The 19684-nt window shown below is 65.4% G+C and carries 19 protein-coding genes; 3 read left to right on the top strand and 16 right to left on the bottom strand.

The genetic code is table 11. The features are described 5' to 3' along the window. Nucleotides 1-426: 426 nt before the first annotated feature. Nucleotides 427-1014, bottom strand: a complete 588-nt coding sequence (locus tag U0L91_RS10305; RefSeq protein ID WP_330046693.1) for an RICIN domain-containing protein — start codon at nucleotides 1012-1014, stop codon at nucleotides 427-429. A 222-nt stretch (nucleotides 1015-1236) separates the two neighbouring features. Here U0L91_RS10305 and U0L91_RS10300 point away from each other — a divergent pair, with 222 nt between their 5' ends. Further along, nucleotides 1237-1641, top strand: a complete 405-nt coding sequence (locus U0L91_RS10300) for a methylglyoxal synthase (protein WP_330046691.1) — start codon at nucleotides 1237-1239, stop codon at nucleotides 1639-1641. A 48-nt stretch (nucleotides 1642-1689) separates the two neighbouring features. Here U0L91_RS10300 and U0L91_RS10295 read toward each other — a convergent pair whose 3' ends face one another. From U0L91_RS10295 to U0L91_RS10285, 3 genes are read right to left on the bottom strand one after another with little or no spacing between them, the layout of a single operon-like run. After that, on the bottom strand, nucleotides 1690-2265 hold the full coding sequence (locus tag U0L91_RS10295; protein WP_330046689.1) for a nitroreductase family protein: 576 nt from the start codon (nucleotides 2263-2265) through the stop codon (nucleotides 1690-1692). Nucleotides 2266-2320: 55 nt separating this feature from the next. Continuing rightward, on the bottom strand, nucleotides 2321-3013 hold the full coding sequence (locus U0L91_RS10290; protein WP_330046687.1) for a peptidoglycan-binding domain-containing protein: 693 nt from the start codon (nucleotides 3011-3013) through the stop codon (nucleotides 2321-2323). A gap of 20 nt (nucleotides 3014-3033) precedes the next feature. After that, nucleotides 3034-5625: a peptidoglycan-binding protein gene (locus tag U0L91_RS10285; RefSeq protein ID WP_330046685.1), complete on the bottom strand. Its 2592-nt coding sequence runs from the start codon at nucleotides 5623-5625 to the stop codon at nucleotides 3034-3036. Nucleotides 5626-5737: 112 nt separating this feature from the next. Here U0L91_RS10285 and cls point away from each other — a divergent pair, with 112 nt between their 5' ends. After that, nucleotides 5738-7288 carry a cardiolipin synthase gene (cls, locus tag U0L91_RS10280; RefSeq protein ID WP_330046683.1) on the top strand — a complete coding sequence of 517 codons (1551 nt, stop codon included), beginning with the start codon at nucleotides 5738-5740 and terminating at the stop codon, nucleotides 7286-7288. 46 nt (nucleotides 7289-7334) lie between these two features. Here cls and U0L91_RS10275 read toward each other — a convergent pair whose 3' ends face one another. Next, the gene (locus U0L91_RS10275; protein WP_330046682.1) at nucleotides 7335-7766 is read right to left on the bottom strand and encodes an RrF2 family transcriptional regulator; all 432 of its coding nucleotides are present in this window, start codon (nucleotides 7764-7766) and stop codon (nucleotides 7335-7337) included. 210 nt (nucleotides 7767-7976) lie between these two features. Between U0L91_RS10275 and cysK the strand changes: the two genes are divergently transcribed. Continuing rightward, nucleotides 7977-8909, top strand: a complete 933-nt coding sequence (cysK, locus tag U0L91_RS10270) for a cysteine synthase A (protein WP_330046680.1) — start codon at nucleotides 7977-7979, stop codon at nucleotides 8907-8909. A 69-nt stretch (nucleotides 8910-8978) separates the two neighbouring features. Here cysK and U0L91_RS10265 read toward each other — a convergent pair whose 3' ends face one another. The 11 genes from U0L91_RS10265 to U0L91_RS10215 form a co-directional block, all read right to left on the bottom strand. Then, on the bottom strand, nucleotides 8979-10166 hold the full coding sequence (locus tag U0L91_RS10265; protein ID WP_330046679.1) for a DEAD/DEAH box helicase: 1188 nt from the start codon (nucleotides 10164-10166) through the stop codon (nucleotides 8979-8981). Nucleotides 10167-10273: 107 nt separating this feature from the next. Continuing rightward, nucleotides 10274-11101 (bottom strand): PHP domain-containing protein, encoded by an 828-nt coding sequence (locus U0L91_RS10260; RefSeq protein WP_330046677.1) that lies wholly within the window; start codon nucleotides 11099-11101, stop codon nucleotides 10274-10276. Next, complete coding sequence (gene hisIE, locus U0L91_RS10255; RefSeq protein ID WP_330046676.1) at nucleotides 11101-11757, bottom strand: bifunctional phosphoribosyl-AMP cyclohydrolase/phosphoribosyl-ATP diphosphatase HisIE; 657 nt, start codon at nucleotides 11755-11757, stop codon at nucleotides 11101-11103. The genes U0L91_RS10260 and hisIE overlap by 1 nt, the downstream gene beginning before the upstream one ends. Nucleotides 11758-11826: 69 nt before the next feature. Then, the gene (gene hisF, locus U0L91_RS10250) at nucleotides 11827-12585 is read right to left on the bottom strand and encodes an imidazole glycerol phosphate synthase subunit HisF (RefSeq protein WP_330046675.1); all 759 of its coding nucleotides are present in this window, start codon (nucleotides 12583-12585) and stop codon (nucleotides 11827-11829) included. Beyond that, on the bottom strand, nucleotides 12582-13316 hold the full coding sequence (gene hisA, locus U0L91_RS10245; protein WP_330046673.1) for a 1-(5-phosphoribosyl)-5-[(5-phosphoribosylamino)methylideneamino]imidazole-4-carboxamide isomerase: 735 nt from the start codon (nucleotides 13314-13316) through the stop codon (nucleotides 12582-12584). Before hisA ends, hisF begins: the two co-directional genes overlap by 4 nt. A 13-nt stretch (nucleotides 13317-13329) precedes the next feature. Continuing rightward, a complete protein-coding gene (gene hisH / locus U0L91_RS10240; RefSeq protein ID WP_330046670.1) occupies nucleotides 13330-13941 on the bottom strand; it encodes an imidazole glycerol phosphate synthase subunit HisH in 612 nt (203 codons plus the stop codon). 14 nt (nucleotides 13942-13955) lie between these two features. Then, on the bottom strand, nucleotides 13956-15029 hold the full coding sequence (locus U0L91_RS10235; RefSeq protein WP_330046668.1) for a pyridoxal phosphate-dependent aminotransferase: 1074 nt from the start codon (nucleotides 15027-15029) through the stop codon (nucleotides 13956-13958). Nucleotides 15030-15044: 15 nt separating this feature from the next. Next, complete coding sequence (gene hisD, locus U0L91_RS10230) at nucleotides 15045-16328, bottom strand: histidinol dehydrogenase (RefSeq protein ID WP_330046666.1); 1284 nt, start codon at nucleotides 16326-16328, stop codon at nucleotides 15045-15047. Beyond that, the gene (gene hisG / locus U0L91_RS10225; RefSeq protein ID WP_330046664.1) at nucleotides 16325-17905 is read right to left on the bottom strand and encodes an ATP phosphoribosyltransferase; all 1581 of its coding nucleotides are present in this window, start codon (nucleotides 17903-17905) and stop codon (nucleotides 16325-16327) included. The genes hisD and hisG overlap by 4 nt, the downstream gene beginning before the upstream one ends. A 150-nt stretch (nucleotides 17906-18055) precedes the next feature. Continuing rightward, nucleotides 18056-18655 (bottom strand): ECF transporter S component, encoded by a 600-nt coding sequence (locus U0L91_RS10220; protein WP_330046662.1) that lies wholly within the window; start codon nucleotides 18653-18655, stop codon nucleotides 18056-18058. Between the two features lie 90 nt (nucleotides 18656-18745). Continuing rightward, nucleotides 18746-19633, bottom strand: a complete 888-nt coding sequence (locus U0L91_RS10215; protein WP_330046661.1) for an NAD(P)H-hydrate dehydratase — start codon at nucleotides 19631-19633, stop codon at nucleotides 18746-18748. Nucleotides 19634-19684 lie beyond the last annotated feature (51 nt).

Below are 19684 nucleotides of genomic sequence, written 5' to 3'. Positions count from 1 at the left end.
GGCCGGGCGGGGCGGGCGGCATCCGGCGGGGTGACGGGCCGGGAAAAGGCGCGACAAGGCCAATAGAAGAAACCGGGCGGCAGGCTTTGCGGGGTGGGCGGCGAAGGGGTCAGGGGCAGCGGGATGTGGTAACGCGGCGAAGGGCGGACGGCTGCTCGCGGAAAGTCGGGGCCCGGGCGGCGGGGCCAGGTCACGCGGTGAGGGGCGGGCGGCTGCTCGCGGGAAAGGCGGGGCGGGCGGCTCGCGGGAAAGCCGGGGCCGCTTGCAGGGGCATCGCAGAGAACCGCGGGCAGCGGAAACCGCAGAAACGAACGCCCCACCCCCACACCATTCCCCAGCACTCCCGCCGGACACAAAAAGGCCGCCCCCACTGCGGGGACGGCCTTTGATCCGATGAATCTGCCGTGCGTCGGAACGGCGGAGCAATCACTTGGCGGCGCGGCGGGCACCCTTGCCCGATGTCTTTTTGGCGCGGGACGCGGTTCCGGTCTGGGTGCGCGTGGACTTGACAGCTTCCTTGCGGGGTTCCGGCTTGGGCATGTCGCGCTGCAGCAGCTTGTCCGGCACGGGACGGATGGTCCAGAGCTGATTTTCGCCGAAAACGTCCTGCCAGATCTGCGCCTGGGTTCCGTTGTCCACCCGCATGCCCACCAGGTCAATGACCTTGTCCGCCAGGATGTTGCGGATCTTGACCTTGCCGTTCTCGGCCGGGATGATCTGCCAACGCTGTCCCTTGCCGGACGTGGTGGACCACTGGTGAATCCAGGTCCCGTTGACCACACCGCTCATGGCCAGGTCCATGACCTTGCCGGTAAAGCGGTTCTTGATGCGGTACTGCCCGTCGGCAGCCTCCTCGAACAGCCACTGCTGCCAGGGCTGGCCTTCGTAGCTCCAAAGGCGCACGGAAGCGCCGTTTTCGGTGTTGAAGTCCGCCACCTCCAGTACGCGGCCGTTGGCAGCGGCGATGGTATAGCAGGCGCCCTCACGGATCACGGGCTGTGCGGATTTCTTCATGGTTTGGCTTCCTCCTTTGGCGTGCGTATCCTCACGATACGCTTGGATTTTCCTCATTATACCATATTCAATGCCAACCGTTTGCCCAAAATTATTCCACGTTTTTTAGTAAGGATGTTCATATCTACGGCAAATGGGGGCATTTTCCACAAAGAGGTCTTGCATTTTTCGTCAGATTATTTTATGATAGTCTTATATTTTATTCGTTTGGAGGCACTTACCTTGAGGATCGCATTGATCGCCCACGATTCCCGCAAAGAACTTCTGGCCCAGTTCTGCACCGCCTATGTGCGGATTCTGTCACAGAACGAACTGGTTGCCACCGGCGTGACCGGCAAAGTGGTTCATGACGCATGCGGGCTTCCGGTCCGGTGCCTCTATCCCGGCGCGCGGGGCGGCGCGGAGCAGATCTCCTCGATGATTGCCTGCGGCGAGATTGATATGCTGCTGTTCTTCCGTGACCCTGTCAACGCCCGGCCCGACGAGCCCAATGCCGTGACCCTGCTGCGGCTGTGCGATATGCACACCATCCCGGTGGCCACCAACATTGCCACCGCCGAGGTGCTGATCCACGGCCTGGAACGCGGCGACCTGGCCTGGATTGAACTGCAGCGCGGCCGGAAATAACCAATCTATACAAACGCGGCGGAGCCTCCAACGACTCCGCCGCGTTTTTTACAGCGTTTTGATCAGGATGTCCTCCATCCGGCGCTTGGGCACGCAGTAGTTGCCCTCCTCATCGAGATAATACTTGACATCGTCCTTCATCTCGACGATGCGGCTCTTGTGGAGCGGATACCCGAACGCCACCACCGTGCGCAGCTTGAGCGGCTCGCGCAGCCCGATCAGCTCCGAGATGGCCGGGCGGTCAATGGCGCGCATGATGCAGCTGCCCACCCCGTGGGCCCAGGCGGCTGCCGTCATGCTGCCCAGGGCCAGGCCCTCGTCGGTATCGTTGCACCCGGGCAGGCTTTCGTCCTGGCAGACCGCAATGAAGAGCACCGGCGTCTGATCGGGGCCGGGCGTGCCCTGCTCGGGCGGCAGGTAGGCCGCCCAATGCACGAGCGGCTGCATACGCGCCACGGCCTCGGGGCTCTGGATGACCGCATAGCGCAGCGTCTGGCGGTTGGCGCCGCAGCTGGCAATGCGGGCGGCCTCGAGAATTTCCCGGACAATCGCGGGATCAACCGGGCGCTGGGCAAACCGGCGGTAGGTTCTGCGGGTGCGCAAAAATTCCATCATGTCTTCCATCGGGGGACCTCCTTGCTGTTGGTTGTCTTTTGCATTTATTATATCGTGGCCGCGGTCAGGAATCAATGACCGTTTTGGTCCGGCCGATGCCCAGCGCGGCGGAGGAGATCTTTTTCCAGGTATTGCATCCGCAGATGCCGTCCGCCGTCAGGCCGAAACTGCGCTGGGCCGCCACGAGGGCGTTGTAGGTCTTGGTGCCGAAGATGCCGTCCAGCGTGCCGGTGGAATAGCCCAGCGCGTTGAGGGCGTCCTGCAGGATCAGCACATAGGTGTTGCGGTCGCCGCGCCGGCAGGTCGGATACCCCGACGTGGTGCCCGAACAGGCGGGTTTGCCGTACCGGCGGTCAAAATGCACCCAGGTGGGCGTCATCGAGAGCGGCTCGACATAGCCCCAGGCGCCGGTGGCCACGGCGGCATTGTAGATGGCCCGCCGGGAGGCCGCCGTGCCGGACTGGCCGACATCGAACGCCACGCCGGCATAGTGCTGGCTGAGCGTGCCGTGGCCGCCCTCCCAGATGCGCTTGAAGGCGTAGCCCACCGGGATGCCCGCGCCGTATTTGCGGCGGGTCAGGTTCCAGGCCTCCATGGCGGCCGTGGTGCTCCACAGCACGTTGGCGCCGGAGGAGCCGCGGAATTCCCGCACGGTCAGCGTCCCGCCGTAGCTGTACGGCATCGGATCGCTGACGCTGATGTTGTTGTAGACCAGCAGTTTGTTGTTGTAGCTGTCGTACATGAAGAGCTTTGCCATGTCGGTTTCCCTCCTTTCGTTCAGGCCGAAGCCGCAGCGACCGCCTTCAGACTGTTCCAGGTTGCGTCGTCCACAATGCCGAGCGGTGCCAGACCGACCCGGCGCTGGTAGGCTTCCAGCGCGGCGGCGGTGGCGGCATCCAGGCTGCCGGTCTCCTCGACGGTCTGGGTGCCGCAGCAGGCGGCGTTGACGGCGTTGAGCCACCGCTGGACCTGCAGCACCGCCGGGCCGGCACTGCCCTGCGCCAGCACCGCGCCGGGCCAGATGTCCTCCGGTTCGGGGGCGGGCGCCGCCGGGTTGACCTCGGCGAAATCCAGGGCCGCCTGATAGAAGGCCGCCCAGTCCCCCGCCGTCACGATGCCGGTGGCCGTGAGGTCCAGCGCCGTCTGGGCGCTGCGGACCGTGGCTTCGAGGGCCGGGGTGAAGATGTCGGTGACGGTACAGGGCAGAATTTCGGGCATCCAGCTGCCCAGGAAGGCCAGCGTCTGGGACAGGGTGGTCACCAGCGGGCCGGTATCGCCGGGGCGCAGGGTGCGCTGGGGCGGGTCAATGCGGGCATTGCGGGCCACCGGGCCGCTGCGGGGGATGGCCTGGGCGGCGTTGTAGATGCTCTGCCAGGTCTTGGACCCCACAATGCCGTCCACCGTCAGGCCGGCGTGCTTCTGCCAGGCTTCGACGGCCCGCCGGGTCGCCGCGCCGAAGATGCCGTCCACCGTGACGGAGGGCACATCGTCATAGTAGGCGGAGAGCAGCCGCAGATAATATTGCAGCGCCCGCACCGGCGTGCCGGAACTGCCCTCGCGCAGGGTGCGGACGAACTCGCCGGGTTTGACGCCGGCATCCACCAGGTCGTTGGCCACGGCCAGGCCCACCTCGTTGAGCTTGGCCCAGGTGGCACGGCCCACCACGCCGTCCTGGGTCAGGCCGAACAGCTTCTGGAAGGCCTTGACCGCGGTCTCGGTGCCCGCGCCGAAGTTGCCGTCCACCGTCACCGCGGGGATGGTGGAATACTTGTCGGCGGCCAGACGCAGCCAGAACTGGACCAGCCGCACCTCGATGCCCTTGCTGCCCCGGCGCAGCGCCGTGCCCGGATAGGCCGTGCCGCCCGCATCGCTCTGGACATCCACCCACCGGGCATAGAGGGCATTCCAGGTGGCCTGCCCCACCACGCCGTCCTGGGTCAGTCCGGCGGATTTCTGGAAGGCCTTGACCGCCTTCTCGGTGCCGGAGCCAAAGACGCCGTCCACCGAGATGCTGGGGATGGCGGTGTCGAACTGCGCCAGCCCGGACAGCCAGAACTGGACCTGCTCGACCTCGACGCCGGTGCTGCCCCGGCGCAGCACGACGCCGGGCCAGACGCCGGCGCTCTGGGTGCCGGTGAAATCCTCGCCCTCGCTGGTCAGCTCGGCAAGGTCCTTGACGCTGACATAGATATAGCTGATCTTGTACCAGGTGGAGCGGCCGACCACGCCGTCCACCGTGAGGGAGAACTGTTTCTGGAAATTGCGGACACTCGTTTCGGTGGCCTCGTCAAAGGTCCCGGTGACGGCCGGCTTGCCGAAGCTGGGATAATCCTTGGCAATGCGGGAAAGCTGTTTCTGGATCACCCGGACCGCCGTGCCGGTGGAGCCCCGGCGCAGCGGGCTGCCGGGGTAGCTCTGGGGGATGGCCGCAATGTTGGAGCTGGTGACGAGCTGGACCCGGCTGCCGTAGTAGTAGCGCAGGATCTGCAAGGCCGACATGCCCTCCTTGGCGCGGTCCACCGTGCCCCACTGTTTCATGCCGGCACAGGTGACGTTCTTGCCGTCGCAGTACTCGGTGAAATAGGGCTCGGCGTCCCCCGTGCGGCGGACATAGGTGCTGAACAGTTCGGCGGTGAGCTTTTCCATGATCGCAAAGACCGTGCGGCCCTGTTCATAGGCCTGGTCCACCGCCGGCGACCCCGTGATGTTGAAGGAGTATCCCCGGCTGGGATACCATTCGGTATAGATGCGGTTGAGCGCAAGGCTGATCTGCGCCAGGATGTTGGCCCGCAGGGCCTGTTCCGGCCAGGTGGGATAGACCTCGCAGGAGGCCACGTTGGCGATATAACTCTGGAAGCTCACCGTCACGTTGGAAGCGCTGGCCGTGGGGCGGCCCAGATGGACGGTGATTTTCTGGGGAATCACGACCTCGCTGAGGACGGCGGGGTTGATTCCGGTTTCCTCCGGGGCGGGGCCGCTGCCGCCGTTGCCCGCAAAGAGCGGATGTTCGGGAATGTCGATCTCGTTGGTCTGGCCGGAATAGCCGCGGGTCAGCGGCATCAGGTTGATCCGCGCCACCGACTGCTGGCCTTCAAAGATCTGCACGCCGTTGAGCACCGTCGTCTGCCAGCCTTCCAGCGAGGCCCGCACCGTGCAGACCGCGTAGGGGCGCACCGTGGTGTTGTCCTCTTCCAGGCTGTACTCTTTGGCGGGTGTCTGGAGCGAGACCGGACCGGCTGCGCCGTCGGCGTCGGTCACCAGAAGGTAGAGCGGATCTCCGCTTTCCGAGAGGACCTCCACCGAGGCTCCGGCCAGCGGTGCGGCTCCCTGGGCGACCGAGAGATAAATCTGTAACGTTCCGTTGGGCATACTACCACCTCCTTCGACAGCCTATGCCGCGGCCGGGCGGGGCGTGCGGCTTTACAAAACCGCCCGCGCGTGATACAGTAAAGGTATCTGTCGAAGAGAGGGAGGGACTCGGATGCCTGTCAGGACCGAAGAAAAGCGTCAGACCATCAAAAACAGCGTGAGCCGGGGGGTTCTGGTCGCCGTCAGCGTACTGCTGCAGGTCGGCTGGATCGTCTGGCTGGTGATGCGGCTCAACCGGTACTATGCCTTCATCTCGCTGTTCACCGGTCTGCTCAGTCTGCTGGTCGTGCTGCACATCTGCAGCGAACGGATGAACGCCGCCTACAAGATTTCCTGGATCGTGCTGATCCTGCTGTTCCCGGTGCTGGGGCTGTGTCTGTTCCTGATGTTCGGGCAGGAGAGCGCCAACCTTCTGATGCGGCGCAAGTTCGGGCAGATCGACCAGCACATCGTGGAGTTTCTGCCCCAGGACCCCGACGCGGCCCGGGCCATGGAACAGCAGGACCCGCTACTGGCCAACCAGGCGCGCTACCTGCGGCAGAGCGCCGGCTTCCCCGTCTATGCCGACACCCGGGTGACCTACTACGGCGACACCTGCGAGGCGCTGGAAGCCCAGAAGGAGGCGCTGCGCAGCGCCCGGCGGTTCATCTTCATGGAATACCACGCGATCGAGGATTCGACGGCGTGGCGCGGGCTGGAGGAAATCCTGGCCGCCAAGGCCGCCGCGGGCGTGGATGTGCGGGTCTTTTACGACGACATGGGCAGCCTGGGATTCCTGAGCAAGCCTTTTGTGCGCCGGCTGGAGAGCGAGGGCATCCGATGTCGGGTGTTCAATCCGTTGGTGCCGGTGCTGAACGTCTTTATGAACAACCGCGACCACCGCAAGATCACCGTCGTGGACGGGCAGGTCGGGTTTACGGGCGGGTACAACCTGGCCGACGAGTATTTCAATCTGACGAGTCCCTACGGCCGCTGGAAGGACAGCGGCGTGCGGCTGGAAGGCGGCGCCGTGCGCAGCCTGACGGTCATCTTTCTGGAAATGTGGACCGCCACCCAGAAAACGCCGGAGGACCCGCGGCCCTTCCTGGTGCCGGCGGCGGTCCCGCAGGAGGCGGCCGGCTTTGTGATCCCTTATGCGGACAGCCCGCTGGACGGGCTGCCGACCGGGGAGGATGTCTATCTGAACATGATCGGCGCGGCCCGCAAGCGGCTGTACCTGACGACCCCCTACCTGATCATCGACGACGAGATGCAGCGCGCCCTGGTGCTGGCCGCCCGCCGCGGCGTGGATGTGCGGATTGTGACGCCGGGCATTCCCGACAAGAAGGTGGTCTACCGGGTGACCCGGAGCTTCTACGCCGACCTGGCGACCGCCGGGGTGCGGGTGTTTGAGTACACGCCGGGCTTTGTGCACGCCAAACAGATGCTGATGGACGACGAGGCCGCGGCCTGCGGCACCATCAACCTGGATTACCGCAGCCTTTACCTGCACTTTGAAAACGGCTGCTGGTTCTGCCGATGTCCGGCCGTCGCGGCGGTGCGCCGGGATTTTGAGGAGCTGTTCGCCCAGTGCACCGAGGTCACCGACCAGTATGCCGGGCGGCGTGATCGCTTTGTGCACGGGATCAACGGGGTGCTGCGGCTGTTCGGACCGCTGATGTGACAAAAACAGCGGGAAGCACCATCCGGCACTTCCCGCTGTCCGCAGATCAGATCACATAATCGTTGCCGGCCCCCGGCTTGGGCACGAGGTCCGCAAGCGTCACGCCGTCGAGGTAGCTGCCCACCATCCGGTCCAGCCGGCTCCACAGCGGATAGGTCGGACATTCGGCCATCCGCGGGCAGGCCCGGGCCCCGGGTTCGAGGCAGGCCACCGTCGACAGGCTGCCTTCGGTCAGGCGCAGGATGCTGCCCACCGTGTACTGCTCGGGCGGACGGGTCAGACGATACCCGCCCCCCTTGCCGCGCACGCCCTGCAGAAAATGGTTGTGCACCAGCGTTTTGAGGATACTTTCGAGATATTTTTCGCTGATCTCCTGTCTGGCCGCAATCTCCTTGAGCGGCACATATCCCCGGGCGCGATGCTCGGCCAGGTCTATCATGACGCGCAGCGCATATCGCCCTTTTGTTGACACCATCATCCGCGTGAGCCTCCGTTCTTCTCCTAGTGTACTACAGGTATATGGAGAAAATCAAGTAGTATTGTTGCCTCCAAAGAGCGGAAAAGGCATCGGCGGGCCCGGTTTTACAAAACAAACCGGCTGTTTTTCTTCGATAAATCGTTGTTATGTCCTTCCGTTTTCAAAAAACGGTTTCTTGTTCGGAATTTGTACAGAAAGGATTCATTTGCTATGAGTAAGATTTATACGTCTGCCGACCAGCTGATCGGCAACACCCCGCTGTTGGAACTGACCCATCTGGAAGCCGCCGAGGGGCTGCAGGCCCGGCTGCTGGCGAAGCTGGAATACCTGAACCCGGCCGGCTCGGTCAAGGACCGGGTGGCCCGGGCGATGCTGGACGACGCCGAGGCGAAGGGCATCCTGACCAAGGACTCCACCATCATTGAGCCGACCTCCGGCAACACCGGCATCGGGCTGGCCAGCGTGGCCGCGGCCCGCGGCTACCGGCTGATCATCGTGATGCCCGAGACGATGAGCGTCGAGCGGCGTCTTCTGATGAAGGCCTACGGCGCCGAGCTGGTGCTGACCGACGGTGCCAAGGGGATGAGCGGCGCCATCGAGAAGGCCAACGAGCTGGCCGCCCAGCTGCCCAACGCCTTTGTGGCGGGGCAGTTCGTCAACCCGGCCAACCCGCGCGCCCACTACGAAACGACCGGGCCCGAGATCTGGCAGGACACCGACGGCGATGTGGACATCTTTGTGGCCGGCGTGGGCACCGGCGGCACGGTGACCGGCGTGGGCCATTACCTGAAGGAGCGCAAGCCCGGGGTACAGATTGTGGCGGTGGAGCCTGCCACCAGCGCGGTGCTGAGCGGCGGCGCGGCCGGTCCCCACAAGCTGCAGGGGCTGGGCGCCGGGTTTGTGCCCGACGTGCTGGACACCAAGGTGTATGACGAGGTGCTGCCGGTAGGCAACGAAGAAGCCTTTGCGATGGGACGGCGGATCGGCCGGACCGAGGGCATCCTGGTGGGCATCTCGTCCGGTGCGGCGCTCTGGGCGGCCATCGAGGTGGCCCGCCGGCCGGAAAACCGCGGCAAGACCATCGTGGTCCTGCTGCCCGACACCGGTGACCGGTACCTGAGCACCCCGATGTTTGCGGACTGATACAAAAAAACCGGCGCTTCCTGCCGGCCTTGACGGTCGGGGAAGCGCCGGTTTTTCTGTTGCGGGGAATCAGAAATAGCATTTGATCTGGAATTTGTCGCCGGTGGGCTTTTCCTCCACAATGAGGTTCTCGTGGTTGAAGTCAAAGTGGACGGCGCGGCAGTCGTCGGTGTTGCGGGTCAGGCGGAGCAGCGTATCCACCCGCTTCTGCTCCTCCTTGGTGTAGAAGAGGTAGCTGGCGCCCTCGCGGCGGGCACGGCCGGTGCGGCCGATGCGGTGGGTGTAGTGCTCGTTCTCCTCGGGCACGTCGTAGTTGATGACGGCGTCCACGTCGGACACGTCGATGCCGCGGGCCGCGACATCCGTCGCCACGAGGACGGCGATCTCGCCGGCCTTGAACCGCTGCATGATGCGGTTGCGCTCCGACTGGGACAGGTCGCCGTGGAGGCAGTCCACATTGAAGTGGAGCCGGGCCAGCTGGTTGGCCAGCATGCCGGTGTTGTACTTGGTGTTGCAGAAGACCATGACCCGCTTGTAGTCCTTGCTGATGATGATCTGGGCCAGGTCGGCGAGCTTGTCGCGGCCGGTGGTCAGCAGCTTGTACTGGTCGATCTTGGGGCTGGAATCCTCGACGGGCTGCACGTCCACCTCGGCGGCGTTGTTCTGGTACAGCCAGCCGATGTCCAGCACCTCGCGGCTGATCGTCGCCGAGAACATCGAGAGGGATTTGCGGGCCTTCATCAGGTCGATGATATGGCGCACATCCTTGTAGAAGCCCATGTTGAGCATCTCGTCGGCCTCGTCGAGCACGATGGTCTGTACGGCGGAAAGATCAATCGCATGATGGCGGTAATGGTCCATCAGGCGGCCCGGCGTGGCCACGACGATCTGGCAGCCGGCCTTCAGCTGTTTCTGCTGCTTGTCCAGCCCGGCGCCGCCGTAGACGCAGACCACCCGCACCGCGGGCAGATACTTGGCCAGGTTGCGCAGGTCCTGGGCGATCTGCTGCGCCAGTTCCCGCGTGGGGCTGAGCACGACGGCCCGGGGCGCGGCGGCGGGGGCGTCGGCGGTCTGTTCGAGGATGGGAATGCCGAAGGCCACCGTCTTGCCGGTGCCGGTCGGCGCCTTGGCGATCATGTCATGGCCTTCGAGCATGAGCGGAATGGCTTTCTGCTGGATTTCGGTCATCTCGGTATAGCCCATATCCTGGGTGGCCCGGATGATCTCGGGCCGGATGGAGAGCTCGGTAAATTTCATGGCGATGCTGCCTTTCCTTGGTTTTCCAATGCCGTAGTTTTTTCCATTATAACCGAAAACGCCGGGCATGGCAACCATGCCCGGCGCTGTTGTATGGTCGGCGGTGATTACAGTTCGCAGGGTGTGAAGCCTTCGCGGCCCAGCACCTGCACATGGGTGTAGCCCAGTTCCCGCAGCTGTGCGGCCGCCTGCTCAAAGCCGGCGGTCAGGGCCTTGGCGTCGTGTGCGTCGGAGGTGATGACCACCTCGCCGCCCATCGCCAGCCAGTCGCGCAGGAGCAGCGGCGAGGGGTAGAAGTCCTGACGGAAGCCGCGGCAGACCGCGCCGGTGTTGACTTCCAGCACACAGTGGTTGTCCGCGGCGGCCTGCAGCGCACCGCGGGCGGCGGCCAGGTAGCGGTCGTCGTTCTCGTCAAAGAAGCGGTTGCCGCCGTTGACCCGCTTGATCAGGTCAAAGTGGCCCAGGATGGTCGGCTTTTTGGCCGCCACCGCCGCGACGTTCGCATAGTAGGCCTCGGTGACGGCCAGGCCGTCCCCGTCAAAGTCGTCCTGGATACAGGCGGCCAGGTCGGCCTCCCGCCAGTCAATCTCGTAGTAGCGGCCGGTCTTGGGGCCGTGGACATAGTGGGCGCTGCCGATCCAGTAGTCGTAGGCGGAGGGGTCGTCATCGCTGAGCAGGTCCCACTCGAGGCCGCACAGAATGTCCATCTTGCCGGCATAGCGTTCCCGCAGCTTGGCCACCTGCGCCCGGTACAGCTGGGTGCGGGCGTTGGTCATGCAGTATTCGATATCGTGCGGGGTGTGGCTGTGGCCCGAAAAGCCCAGCGTTCTGAGGCCCTGCTTCCAGGCGATGACCGCCAGTTCTTCGGGCGTGTTCTTGCCGTCGCACAGCTTCGTGTGAACGTGTACCGAACTGAGCAGATATTCCTTTGCCATTACTGCATCCTCTCCTGCTTGATTTTATGGTCGATCACATGGCGCTTTTCCAGTTCGCGGGTGACATCCTCCACCGAGATGCCCAGCTCGATCATCAGCACCAGGACATGGTAGGCCAGGTCGCTGATCTCGAAGATGGTCTCCTCCTTGTCGCGCTTGCCGCCGGCAATGATGACTTCGGTGGATTCCTCGCCGACTTTCTTGAGGATCTTCTCCAGGCCCTTGTCGAACAGGTAGCTCGTGTAGCTGCCTTCCTTGGGGTTGGTCTTGCGGCCCTCGATCAGGGTGTACAGCGCCTGCCAGCTGAACTGCTTGAGTTCATCGGACAGGTAGACCGGGCGGAAGAAGCAGCTCTCGGCGCCGGTATGGCAGGCGGGGCCTTCCTTGATGACCTCGACCACGAGGGCGTCGCTGTCGCAGTCCGCCGTGATGGAGACCACCCGCTGCACATTGCCGGAGGTTTCGCCCTTGCGCCAGATCTCCTGCCGGCTGCGGGACCAGAAGACCGTGCGGCCCTCGGCGATGGTCAGCGCCAGCGTCTCGGCGTTCATGTAGGCCAGGGTCAGGACCTCCTTGGTATAGTGGTCCTGCACGATGGCGGGGATCAGGCCGTCCCGGTCAAATTTCAGCGATTTGGAATTTTCGGTGAGTTCCATAATACGGCTCCTCAATCTAAAGTATTAAGTATAGTGTACCGTGTTTTGCGGCGTTTGGCAAGAGGCAAATCACAGCCGGACTTCGATGCCGCTGCGGCGCAGGAACTGCTTGAGTTCGCCGATCTCCACCGCGCGGGAATGGAAGATGCCGGCCGCCAGACCGGCGTCGACGGCGGGATGGTTGAGGAAGAGTTCGCGGAAGTCCTCCATGCAGCCCGCCCCGCCCGAGGCGATGATGGGCACCGGGCAGCGCGCCGCGACGGCGTCCAGCAGTTCGAGGTCAAAGCCGCCGCGCACGCCGTCCGTGTCGATGGAGTTGACGACCAGCTCGCCGGCACCGGCGCGGACGCCGCGTTCCAGCCAGTCCAGCGCGTCGATGCCGGTGTTGACCTGGCCGCCCCCCGTGAAGAGGCAGAACCGGCCGTCCACCCGCTTGATGTCGGCGGAGAGCACGACGCACTGGTTGCCGTACCGCTGGGCCGCCGCGCCGATCAGGTCGGGGTGACGGATCGCCCCCGAGTTGACGCTGACCTTGTCGGCGCCGCACTTGAGCACCCGGTCAAAGTCCTCGAGCGAGGAGATGCCGCCGCCCACCGTGAGCGGGATAAAGACCTCCTGGGCCACACGGCGCAGGATATCGGTGAAGATGGCGCGGCCCTCGACGCTGGCCGTGATGTCGTAAAACACCAGCTCATCGGCGCCGGCACGGTTGTACAGCCGGGCCATCTCGACGGGGTCGGCCATATCCTGCAGGCCCCGGAAATTGACGCCCTTGACCACCCGGCCGTTCTTGACGTCGAGGCAGGGAATGATGCGTTTGGTAATCATGCGTGGACCTCCTCCCCGTCCTGGAACCGGGCCACGGCCTCGGCCAGGTCGATGGCGCCGGTGTAGAGACTTTTGCCGAGAATGGCGGCATGGCAGCCCATCTCGCGCAGGGCTTCCAGCTCGGACAGGGCCGCAATGCCGCCCGATGCCGTGATCTGCAGATCCGGGATGGTCAGCAGTTCGCGGTAGAGTGCCAGGTTGGTGCCCTGCAGCGTGCCGTCCCGGGAAATATCGGTGGCGATGACGGCCCGCACGCCGGCCTCGGCGCAGCGGCGGCAGAATGCCACGCCGGGTTCGGGGGTGACTTCCAGCCAGCCGTTGACGGCCACCCGGCCGTCCCGCATATCGACGCCGACGGCGATGCGGTCGCCGTAGGTGCGGGCCATCCGGGCCGCAAACGCGAAGTCCCGCACGGCCACGGTGCCGAGGATGCAGCGGTCCACCCCGAGGTCCAGGTAGCGCCGGATGCGCGCTTCGTCCCGGATGCCGCCGCCCACCTCGATGTACATATCGGTACCGGCCGCGATGGCGGCGATGGTGTCGAGGTTGGCGGTGGAGTCCTCCCGCGCGCCGTCCAGATCCACCACATGGAGGTACCGCGCGCCCGCCGCCCGGAAGGCGCGGGCCTGGGCCACCGGGTCGTCGTTGTAGACGGTCATCCGGTCATAGTCGCCCTGGGTCAGCCGGACAGCCCGGCCGCCGCGCAGGTCGATGGCAGGGAACAGATTCATGGGATGACCTCCTTTACAGCTCGGCGAAGGCCCGCAGCATCCGCAGACCGGTATCGCCGGATTTTTCGGGGTGGAACTGGGTGCCGTACACCAGCCCGTTGCGCACCGCACCGGTGACCGGGATGCTGTAATCGCTGGTGGCCAGCGTGTAGTCGGCACAGCCGCAGGCGTAGTAGCTGTGGACGTAGTAGACATACTCGCCGGGCTTGGTGTAGCGGAACAGCGGGTCCTCGGGCCGCAGCAGATCCAGCCGGTTCCAGCCGATGTGCGGCACCTTGAGGGTGGGGTCGGTCAGGTCGTCGGCCAGCGGGCGGACCGTGCCGGGGATGAGGCCCAGGCCCTCGTGCTCGCCGTATTCGAGGCTTTTTTCAAAGAGCAGCTGCATGCCCAGGCAGATGCCCAGCAGCGGTTTGCGGCCGGCCTCCTCGCGGAGCACCGGCACCAGGCCGGTGGCGCGCAGCCGGTCCATGGCGTCGGCAAAGGCGCCCACGCCGGGCAGGATCAGCCGGTCGGCGGCGCGCAGCTCGTCGGCGTCACGGGTGACGACGGTCTGCAAACCCAGGCTTTTCAGACTGGAGGAGAGGCTGAACAGGTTGCCTACCCCGTAATCCAGAATCGCAATCATGGTGGTTACCTCCCTTACTGTGCGGGATGGCCGAGGATCTCGTCCAGCGCCGCGAAGAAGCGCTCCATCTGGTCCGGCGTGCCGATCGTGATGCGCAGATGGTCGGACAGCCGCGGCGCGTCAAAGTAGCGGATCAGGATGCCGCGCTCCCGCAGGCGGGTGAAGATGTCGCGGCAGGGCATCCGGTCGGTGGTCACAAAGAGGAAGTTGGTGGCGGAATCCTCCACCGTGAAGCCGCGCTCCCGCAGGCGGCGGGTCGTGTCGTCCCGGGTGGCGAGCAGCCGGCCGCGCACATCGCGGAAGTACGCTTCGTCCCGGATGGCGGCGGTGCCGGCGGCCTGGGTCATCGCATTGACGTTGTAGGGGCTGTAGCTGAACTTGACGCGGTTCATGTCGGCGATGAGCGCCGGCGACGCGATGCAGTAGCCCAGCCGCGCCCCCGCCAGGTTGTGGGTCTTGGAGAAGGTGTGGGTGATGACGAGGTTGTCGTACCGGTCGAGCAGGCTCACGCAGGAGGAGCCGTCCGGGGCGAACTCGACATAGGTCTCGTCCACAATGACCACGTTGTCGGGGTTGGTGCGCAGCACTTCCTCGATGCCTTGGACCGGGGCCAGCAGGCTGGTCGGGGCGTTGGGGTTGGCGATGACGATGGTCTCGCCCAGGCCATGGTAGGCCGTCAGGTCGATGGTGAAGTCCTGGCGCAGCGGCAGGATGTGGGTGGGAATGTGCATCAGGTCGCACAGCACGGCGTAAAAGCTGTATGTAATATCCGCAAAGGCGGCGGGGTGCGTCTCGTCACAGAAGGCACGCAGGGCCAGCAGCAGGTTCTCGTCGCTGCCGTTGCCGCAGAGGATGCACTCCGGCGCGACGCCCCAGTGGGCGGCGATGGCCTCGCAGAGGGTGCGGGCCGTCAGGTCAGAGTAGAGGCGCAGCCCCGGGATGACCGCCGCCACGGCCTCGGCGACGCCGGGCGCGGGCGGATAGGGGTTCTCGTTGGCGTTGAGCTTGACGAGGTTGGGAAGTTTGGGCTGTTCGCCGGGGGTGTAGGGTTCCAGCGAGGCCAGCGTGGGGGTGAAGAATCGGCTCATCGCGTCTGCCCTCCCTCAGGTCTCGTCGTCAAAGCGCACCGTCACGCTGCGGGCGTGGGCGTGCAGACCCTCGTGCTCGGCAAAGTCGGCGATGCGTCCCTGGACCTGGCCCAGGGCGTCGCGGGTATAGTACAGGAAGCTGGACTTCTTGACAAAGTCGTCCACACCCAGCGGGCTGGAGAACCGCGCCGTGCCCGAGGTGGGCAGCGTGTGGTTGGGGCCGGCAAAGTAGTCGCCGAGCGCTTCGGGCACGTTGCGGCCCAGGAAGATGCTGCCGGCGTTGCGGATGCTGTTGAGCAGCGAGAAGGGATCGTCCACGCAGATTTCCAGGTGCTCCGGTGCGATGATGTTGGCGGCCTCGACGGCGCGGGCCATGTCGTCCGTCACGATGATCTTGCCGTTGGTATCGACGCTCTCGCGGGCGATGGCGGCGCGGGGCAGCAGCGGGATCTGCTTTTCCAGCTCATCGCGGACGGCCTCGGCCAGGGCGCGGCTGTCCGTGACCAGCACCGGGCTGGCCAGGCGGTCATGCTCGGCCTGGCTGAGCAGGTCGGCCGCCACCCAGGCGGGGTTGCTGGCGCCGTCCGCCAGCACGAGGATTTCCGACGGGCCGGCGATCATGTCGATGCCCACCTTGCCGAACACCTTGCGCTTGGCCGTGGCCACATAGATGTTGCCGGGGCCGACGATCTTGTCGACGGCCGGCACGGTCTGGGTGCCGTAGGCCAGCGCCGCAATGGCCTGGGCGCCGCCCGTCTTGAAGATGCGGTCAATGCCGGCAATGACCGCCGCCGCCAGGATGGAGGGGTTGACCTTGCCGTCCGGGCCGGCCGGGGTGGTCATGACGATCTCCCGCACGCCGGCGACCTTGGCGGGGATCACATCCATCAGCACGGTGCTCGGATAGGCCGCCGTGCCGCCCGGCACATAGACGCCGGCCTTCTCGATGGGGGTGTATTTCTGGCCCAGCACGATGCCGGGCTCGTCGTTGATGACAAAATTCTTGTGGACCTGGCGCTCATGGAAGCGGCGGATATTGTCGGCCGCCATCCGCAGCGTCTGCAGGAAGTCCGGATCGGTGGCGGCAAAGGCCTCGTCGATCTCGGCCTGGCTGACCTGGATGCTGTCCAGATGCGCATGGTCAAACTTGAGGGCATAGTCCCGCAGGGCATCGTCGCCGCGGGCGCGCACATCGGCAATGATGCCGTCCACCACGGCCTCCACATCGGCCTCGGCGCGGATGTCGCGGTTGAGAATCTCCTCGGGACGCAGCGCGTCAAACTCATAAATGCGGATCATTTTGCAAGCGCCTCCTTCATTTTATCAATCAGAGCGGTCATCTGCCGGTACTTGAACCGGTAGCTGGCCTTGTTGGCAATGAGCCGTGCCGAGATGGGCATGAACTCCTCGATGACTTCCAGATTGTTCTCCCGCAGCGTGGTGCCGGTCTCGACAATATCCACAATCACGTCGGACAGGCCGAGGATGGGCGCCAGCTCGATGGAACCGTTGAGCTTGATGATGTCAATATCGCGGCCGCGGCTCTCGTAGTGGGCGCGGGCAATGTTGACGAACTTGGTCGCCACCCGCAGGGCGCGGCTCTCGTCGTCGGCAAAGCCCTTGGGACCCGCGACGCACATCCGGCAGCGGCCCATGCCGGTGTCCAGCAGCTCGTAGACGTCGGCGCCGGACTCCTCGAGGATGTCCTTGCCGGCGATGCCGAGGTCGGCGGCGCCATGCTCCACATAGATGGCCACGTCACTCGGCTTGACCAGGAAATACCGCACACCGGCCCGGGCGTTTTCCACCACCAGTTTGCGGGTGGCGTTGTAGTCCTCGTCGGCGCCGTAGCCCGCCGCGGCCAGCAGGCCGTAGGCCTTGTCGCCCAGGCGGCCCTTGGGCAGCGCAATGTTGATCCAGGTGCGGCTGTCGGCGGGGGCGGCGTCGGTCATCGGGGCGTTGAGGCGTTCCAGCTCATCGAGGTACATCGCAAAGCCCAGGGCGCAGGCGCCGGGGGTGAAGCGGCGGGCCAGCAGGTCGTACCGGCCGCCCTTGAGGACGGCGCGGGGCACGCCGTCCACATAGCCGCTGAACACCAGGCCGTTGTAGTATTCCATATCGCCGGCCAGGCTCAGGTCCAGCTGGATGCCCTCCCCTTCCGGGCCCAGCGCGCCGCACAGCGCTTCCAGCTCATCGAGGGCGGCGCGCTGGCCGGCACAGCAGCAGTGGGTCCGCGCCGCCTGCAAAGTGGCGGCCAGCGGACCGTGGAGCGTCAGGATCGCGCCCAGCTCCCGCACGGCCTCGGCACTCAGGCCGGCCCGCCGGGCCTCGGCACACAGTTCGTGGGCGTTTTTGTCCCGCAGCAGTTCAAGCAGCCGGGGCCGCACCGCGGGGTCCACCCCGACGGCATCCAGCAGCGCCGTCACAAAACCCATATGGCTCAGTTCCAGCACGACCGGGACCTCCAGCACCGCCAGGCTCTGCAGCGCCAGCCGCAGCACCTCGGCCTGCTCGGCCGGGCCCACCGCACCGATGCACTCCAGGCCCATCTGGCTGATCTCGGCAAAGGTGTGGCTCTCCCGGCTGGGACGGCAGATCTGCTCGGTGTAGTAATATTTCTTGCACTCGCCGGGCGCCGGCTGCGCGTTCTTGGCAATGGACAGCGTCACATCGGGGCGGATCGCCCGCAGATGGCCGTCCAGGTCGGTGAAGGTGATGACCTGCGCATCCGCGAGAAACCGCTCGTTCTGCTGATACAGCGAATACTCCTCAAACCGGGAACAGCGGAACTTGCGGTAGCCCGCCTTCTCGTACAAAACCCGCAGACGCAGCGTGCTGCGCTCCACGGCGGAAAAATCGGAAAGCTCCAGTTGCATAACGCACCCCTTTACAGATACGGTCTTGCCCCGTCGGCGCGGGGAACAGATAAGAACATTATACTTTTAGACACTAAAGATGTAAAGACATCCGCCCGAAATCCCGAAAAAAAATCCCGCACACGGGCCGGTGTGCGGGAAGAAACGCAGTTATTTGCCGAGGTATTTGAGCAGCGGCACCGTCACGACGGTCGAGACGGCACAGCCCAGGACGGCCTCGATGACGCCCTGGATGCCGACCATGCCGACAATGAGGACGAACGGATTGGCCGGCGCCATGCTCTGGATGTAATCCGTCTGGTAGAAGAACAGGACCAGCGAACCCATGAAAAAGACCGTGTTGAGCACCGGGGCGCTCAGGCCGCCCACGGCGCAGCAGAGTTTGCGGCTGCGGGGCAGCACGCGGCAGACGAGCCGGAAGATCCAGCCGGTGCACAGGCCCATCAGGATGCGGGCCACAACGCAGGTCACGAAGGTGCCGAACAGACTGGCCGCGATCATGGCCTCCCCCATCAGCGAGCCGCCGCGCAGGGCGCTGAAAAAGCTGGTCAGCCCGAACACGGCGCCCAGGACGCCGCCCGCCACCGGACCGATGGTCATCGCGCCGATGGCCACCGGGATGGAGAGCAGGCTGAGCTGCAGCGGCCCCACCGGGAGATACCCCAGCGGGGTGTAGGACATGACAAGCACCAGCGCCACCAGAAGCGCCAGCTCCGTCAGATACCGGGTCTTTGCCTTGGATGTTTTCATATTCAATTTCCTCCTGCTGCCGTCCTCTCTTCAAGGTACAGCGCTATTTGCGGAACAATTCCGCACCCAACAGTATACCCCCGCTGCGTCTCAAATGCAAGGGAAATCCCGCACAAGCTGGGCAAGATCGGTCAGAAGATCGTGGGGCAGCATGGTCATCGGGCTGGTGCGCTCGGCGCACAGGTCGGCGGCGGCGCCGTGGAGCCAGACCGCGCAGACCGCCGCATCCATCGGGGACAGGCCCTGCGCCAGCATGGCGGCCAGCATACCGGTCAGGACATCGCCGCTGCCGCCCCGGGCCAGGCCGGCGTTGCCCGTCGTGTTGAGCAGCGTTTCGCGCCCGGATTCCGCCGAGGCGATGACCGTCCCGGCGCCCTTGAGCACCGCGACGCAGCCGTACCGCTCGGCCAGGGCGATGGCGGCGGATTCGCGGTCGGCCTGCACCCGCTCGACGGTGCTGCCCAGCAGGCGGGCGGCCTCGCCGGGATGGGGCGTGATGACGGTGGCGGCGGGCAGCAGCGGGAAGCTGCCCAGTTCCCCTGCCGCCAGCGCGTTGAGGGCGTCGGCGTCCAGCACGGCGGCCTTCCAGGGAGCCCCCACCCCCAGCAGTGCGTTGAGGACCCGCCCGGCGCTGCTGCCCAGGCCGGGGCCGGCCAGCAGCACGGCGGGGCGGTCGGCAAAGCGCTGGCGCACCGCCGCGGCGTCCGCCGCCAGGATGCCGCCGTCCGGGTCGGTGCGGCAGGGCAGCGCGCAGCATTCCGGCGTGCGGGTCAGGGCGATCTGGATGACCGGCTCGACGCTGGCCAGATAGACCAGCCCCGCGCCGCAGCGCAGCGCCCCCTCGACACAGAGTGCCGCGGCGCCGCGGTAGGCCAGGCTGCCCGCCACCGCCGCCACACTGCCGAAACTGCCCTTGTTGGCGTCCCGCGGACGGCGGGGCAGGTGGAGCAGAACTTCTCTGCGGGTAATTTTACGCATGGAGAACCCCCCTTTATTTTTGCAGGAAAACGCGGTATAGTAAAGGTATGT

The organism is Gemmiger sp., assembly GCF_036306485.1.
GTDB lineage: Bacteria > Bacillota > Clostridia > Oscillospirales > Ruminococcaceae > Gemmiger.
This window is presented reverse-complemented; position numbering and strand designations above follow the sequence as displayed.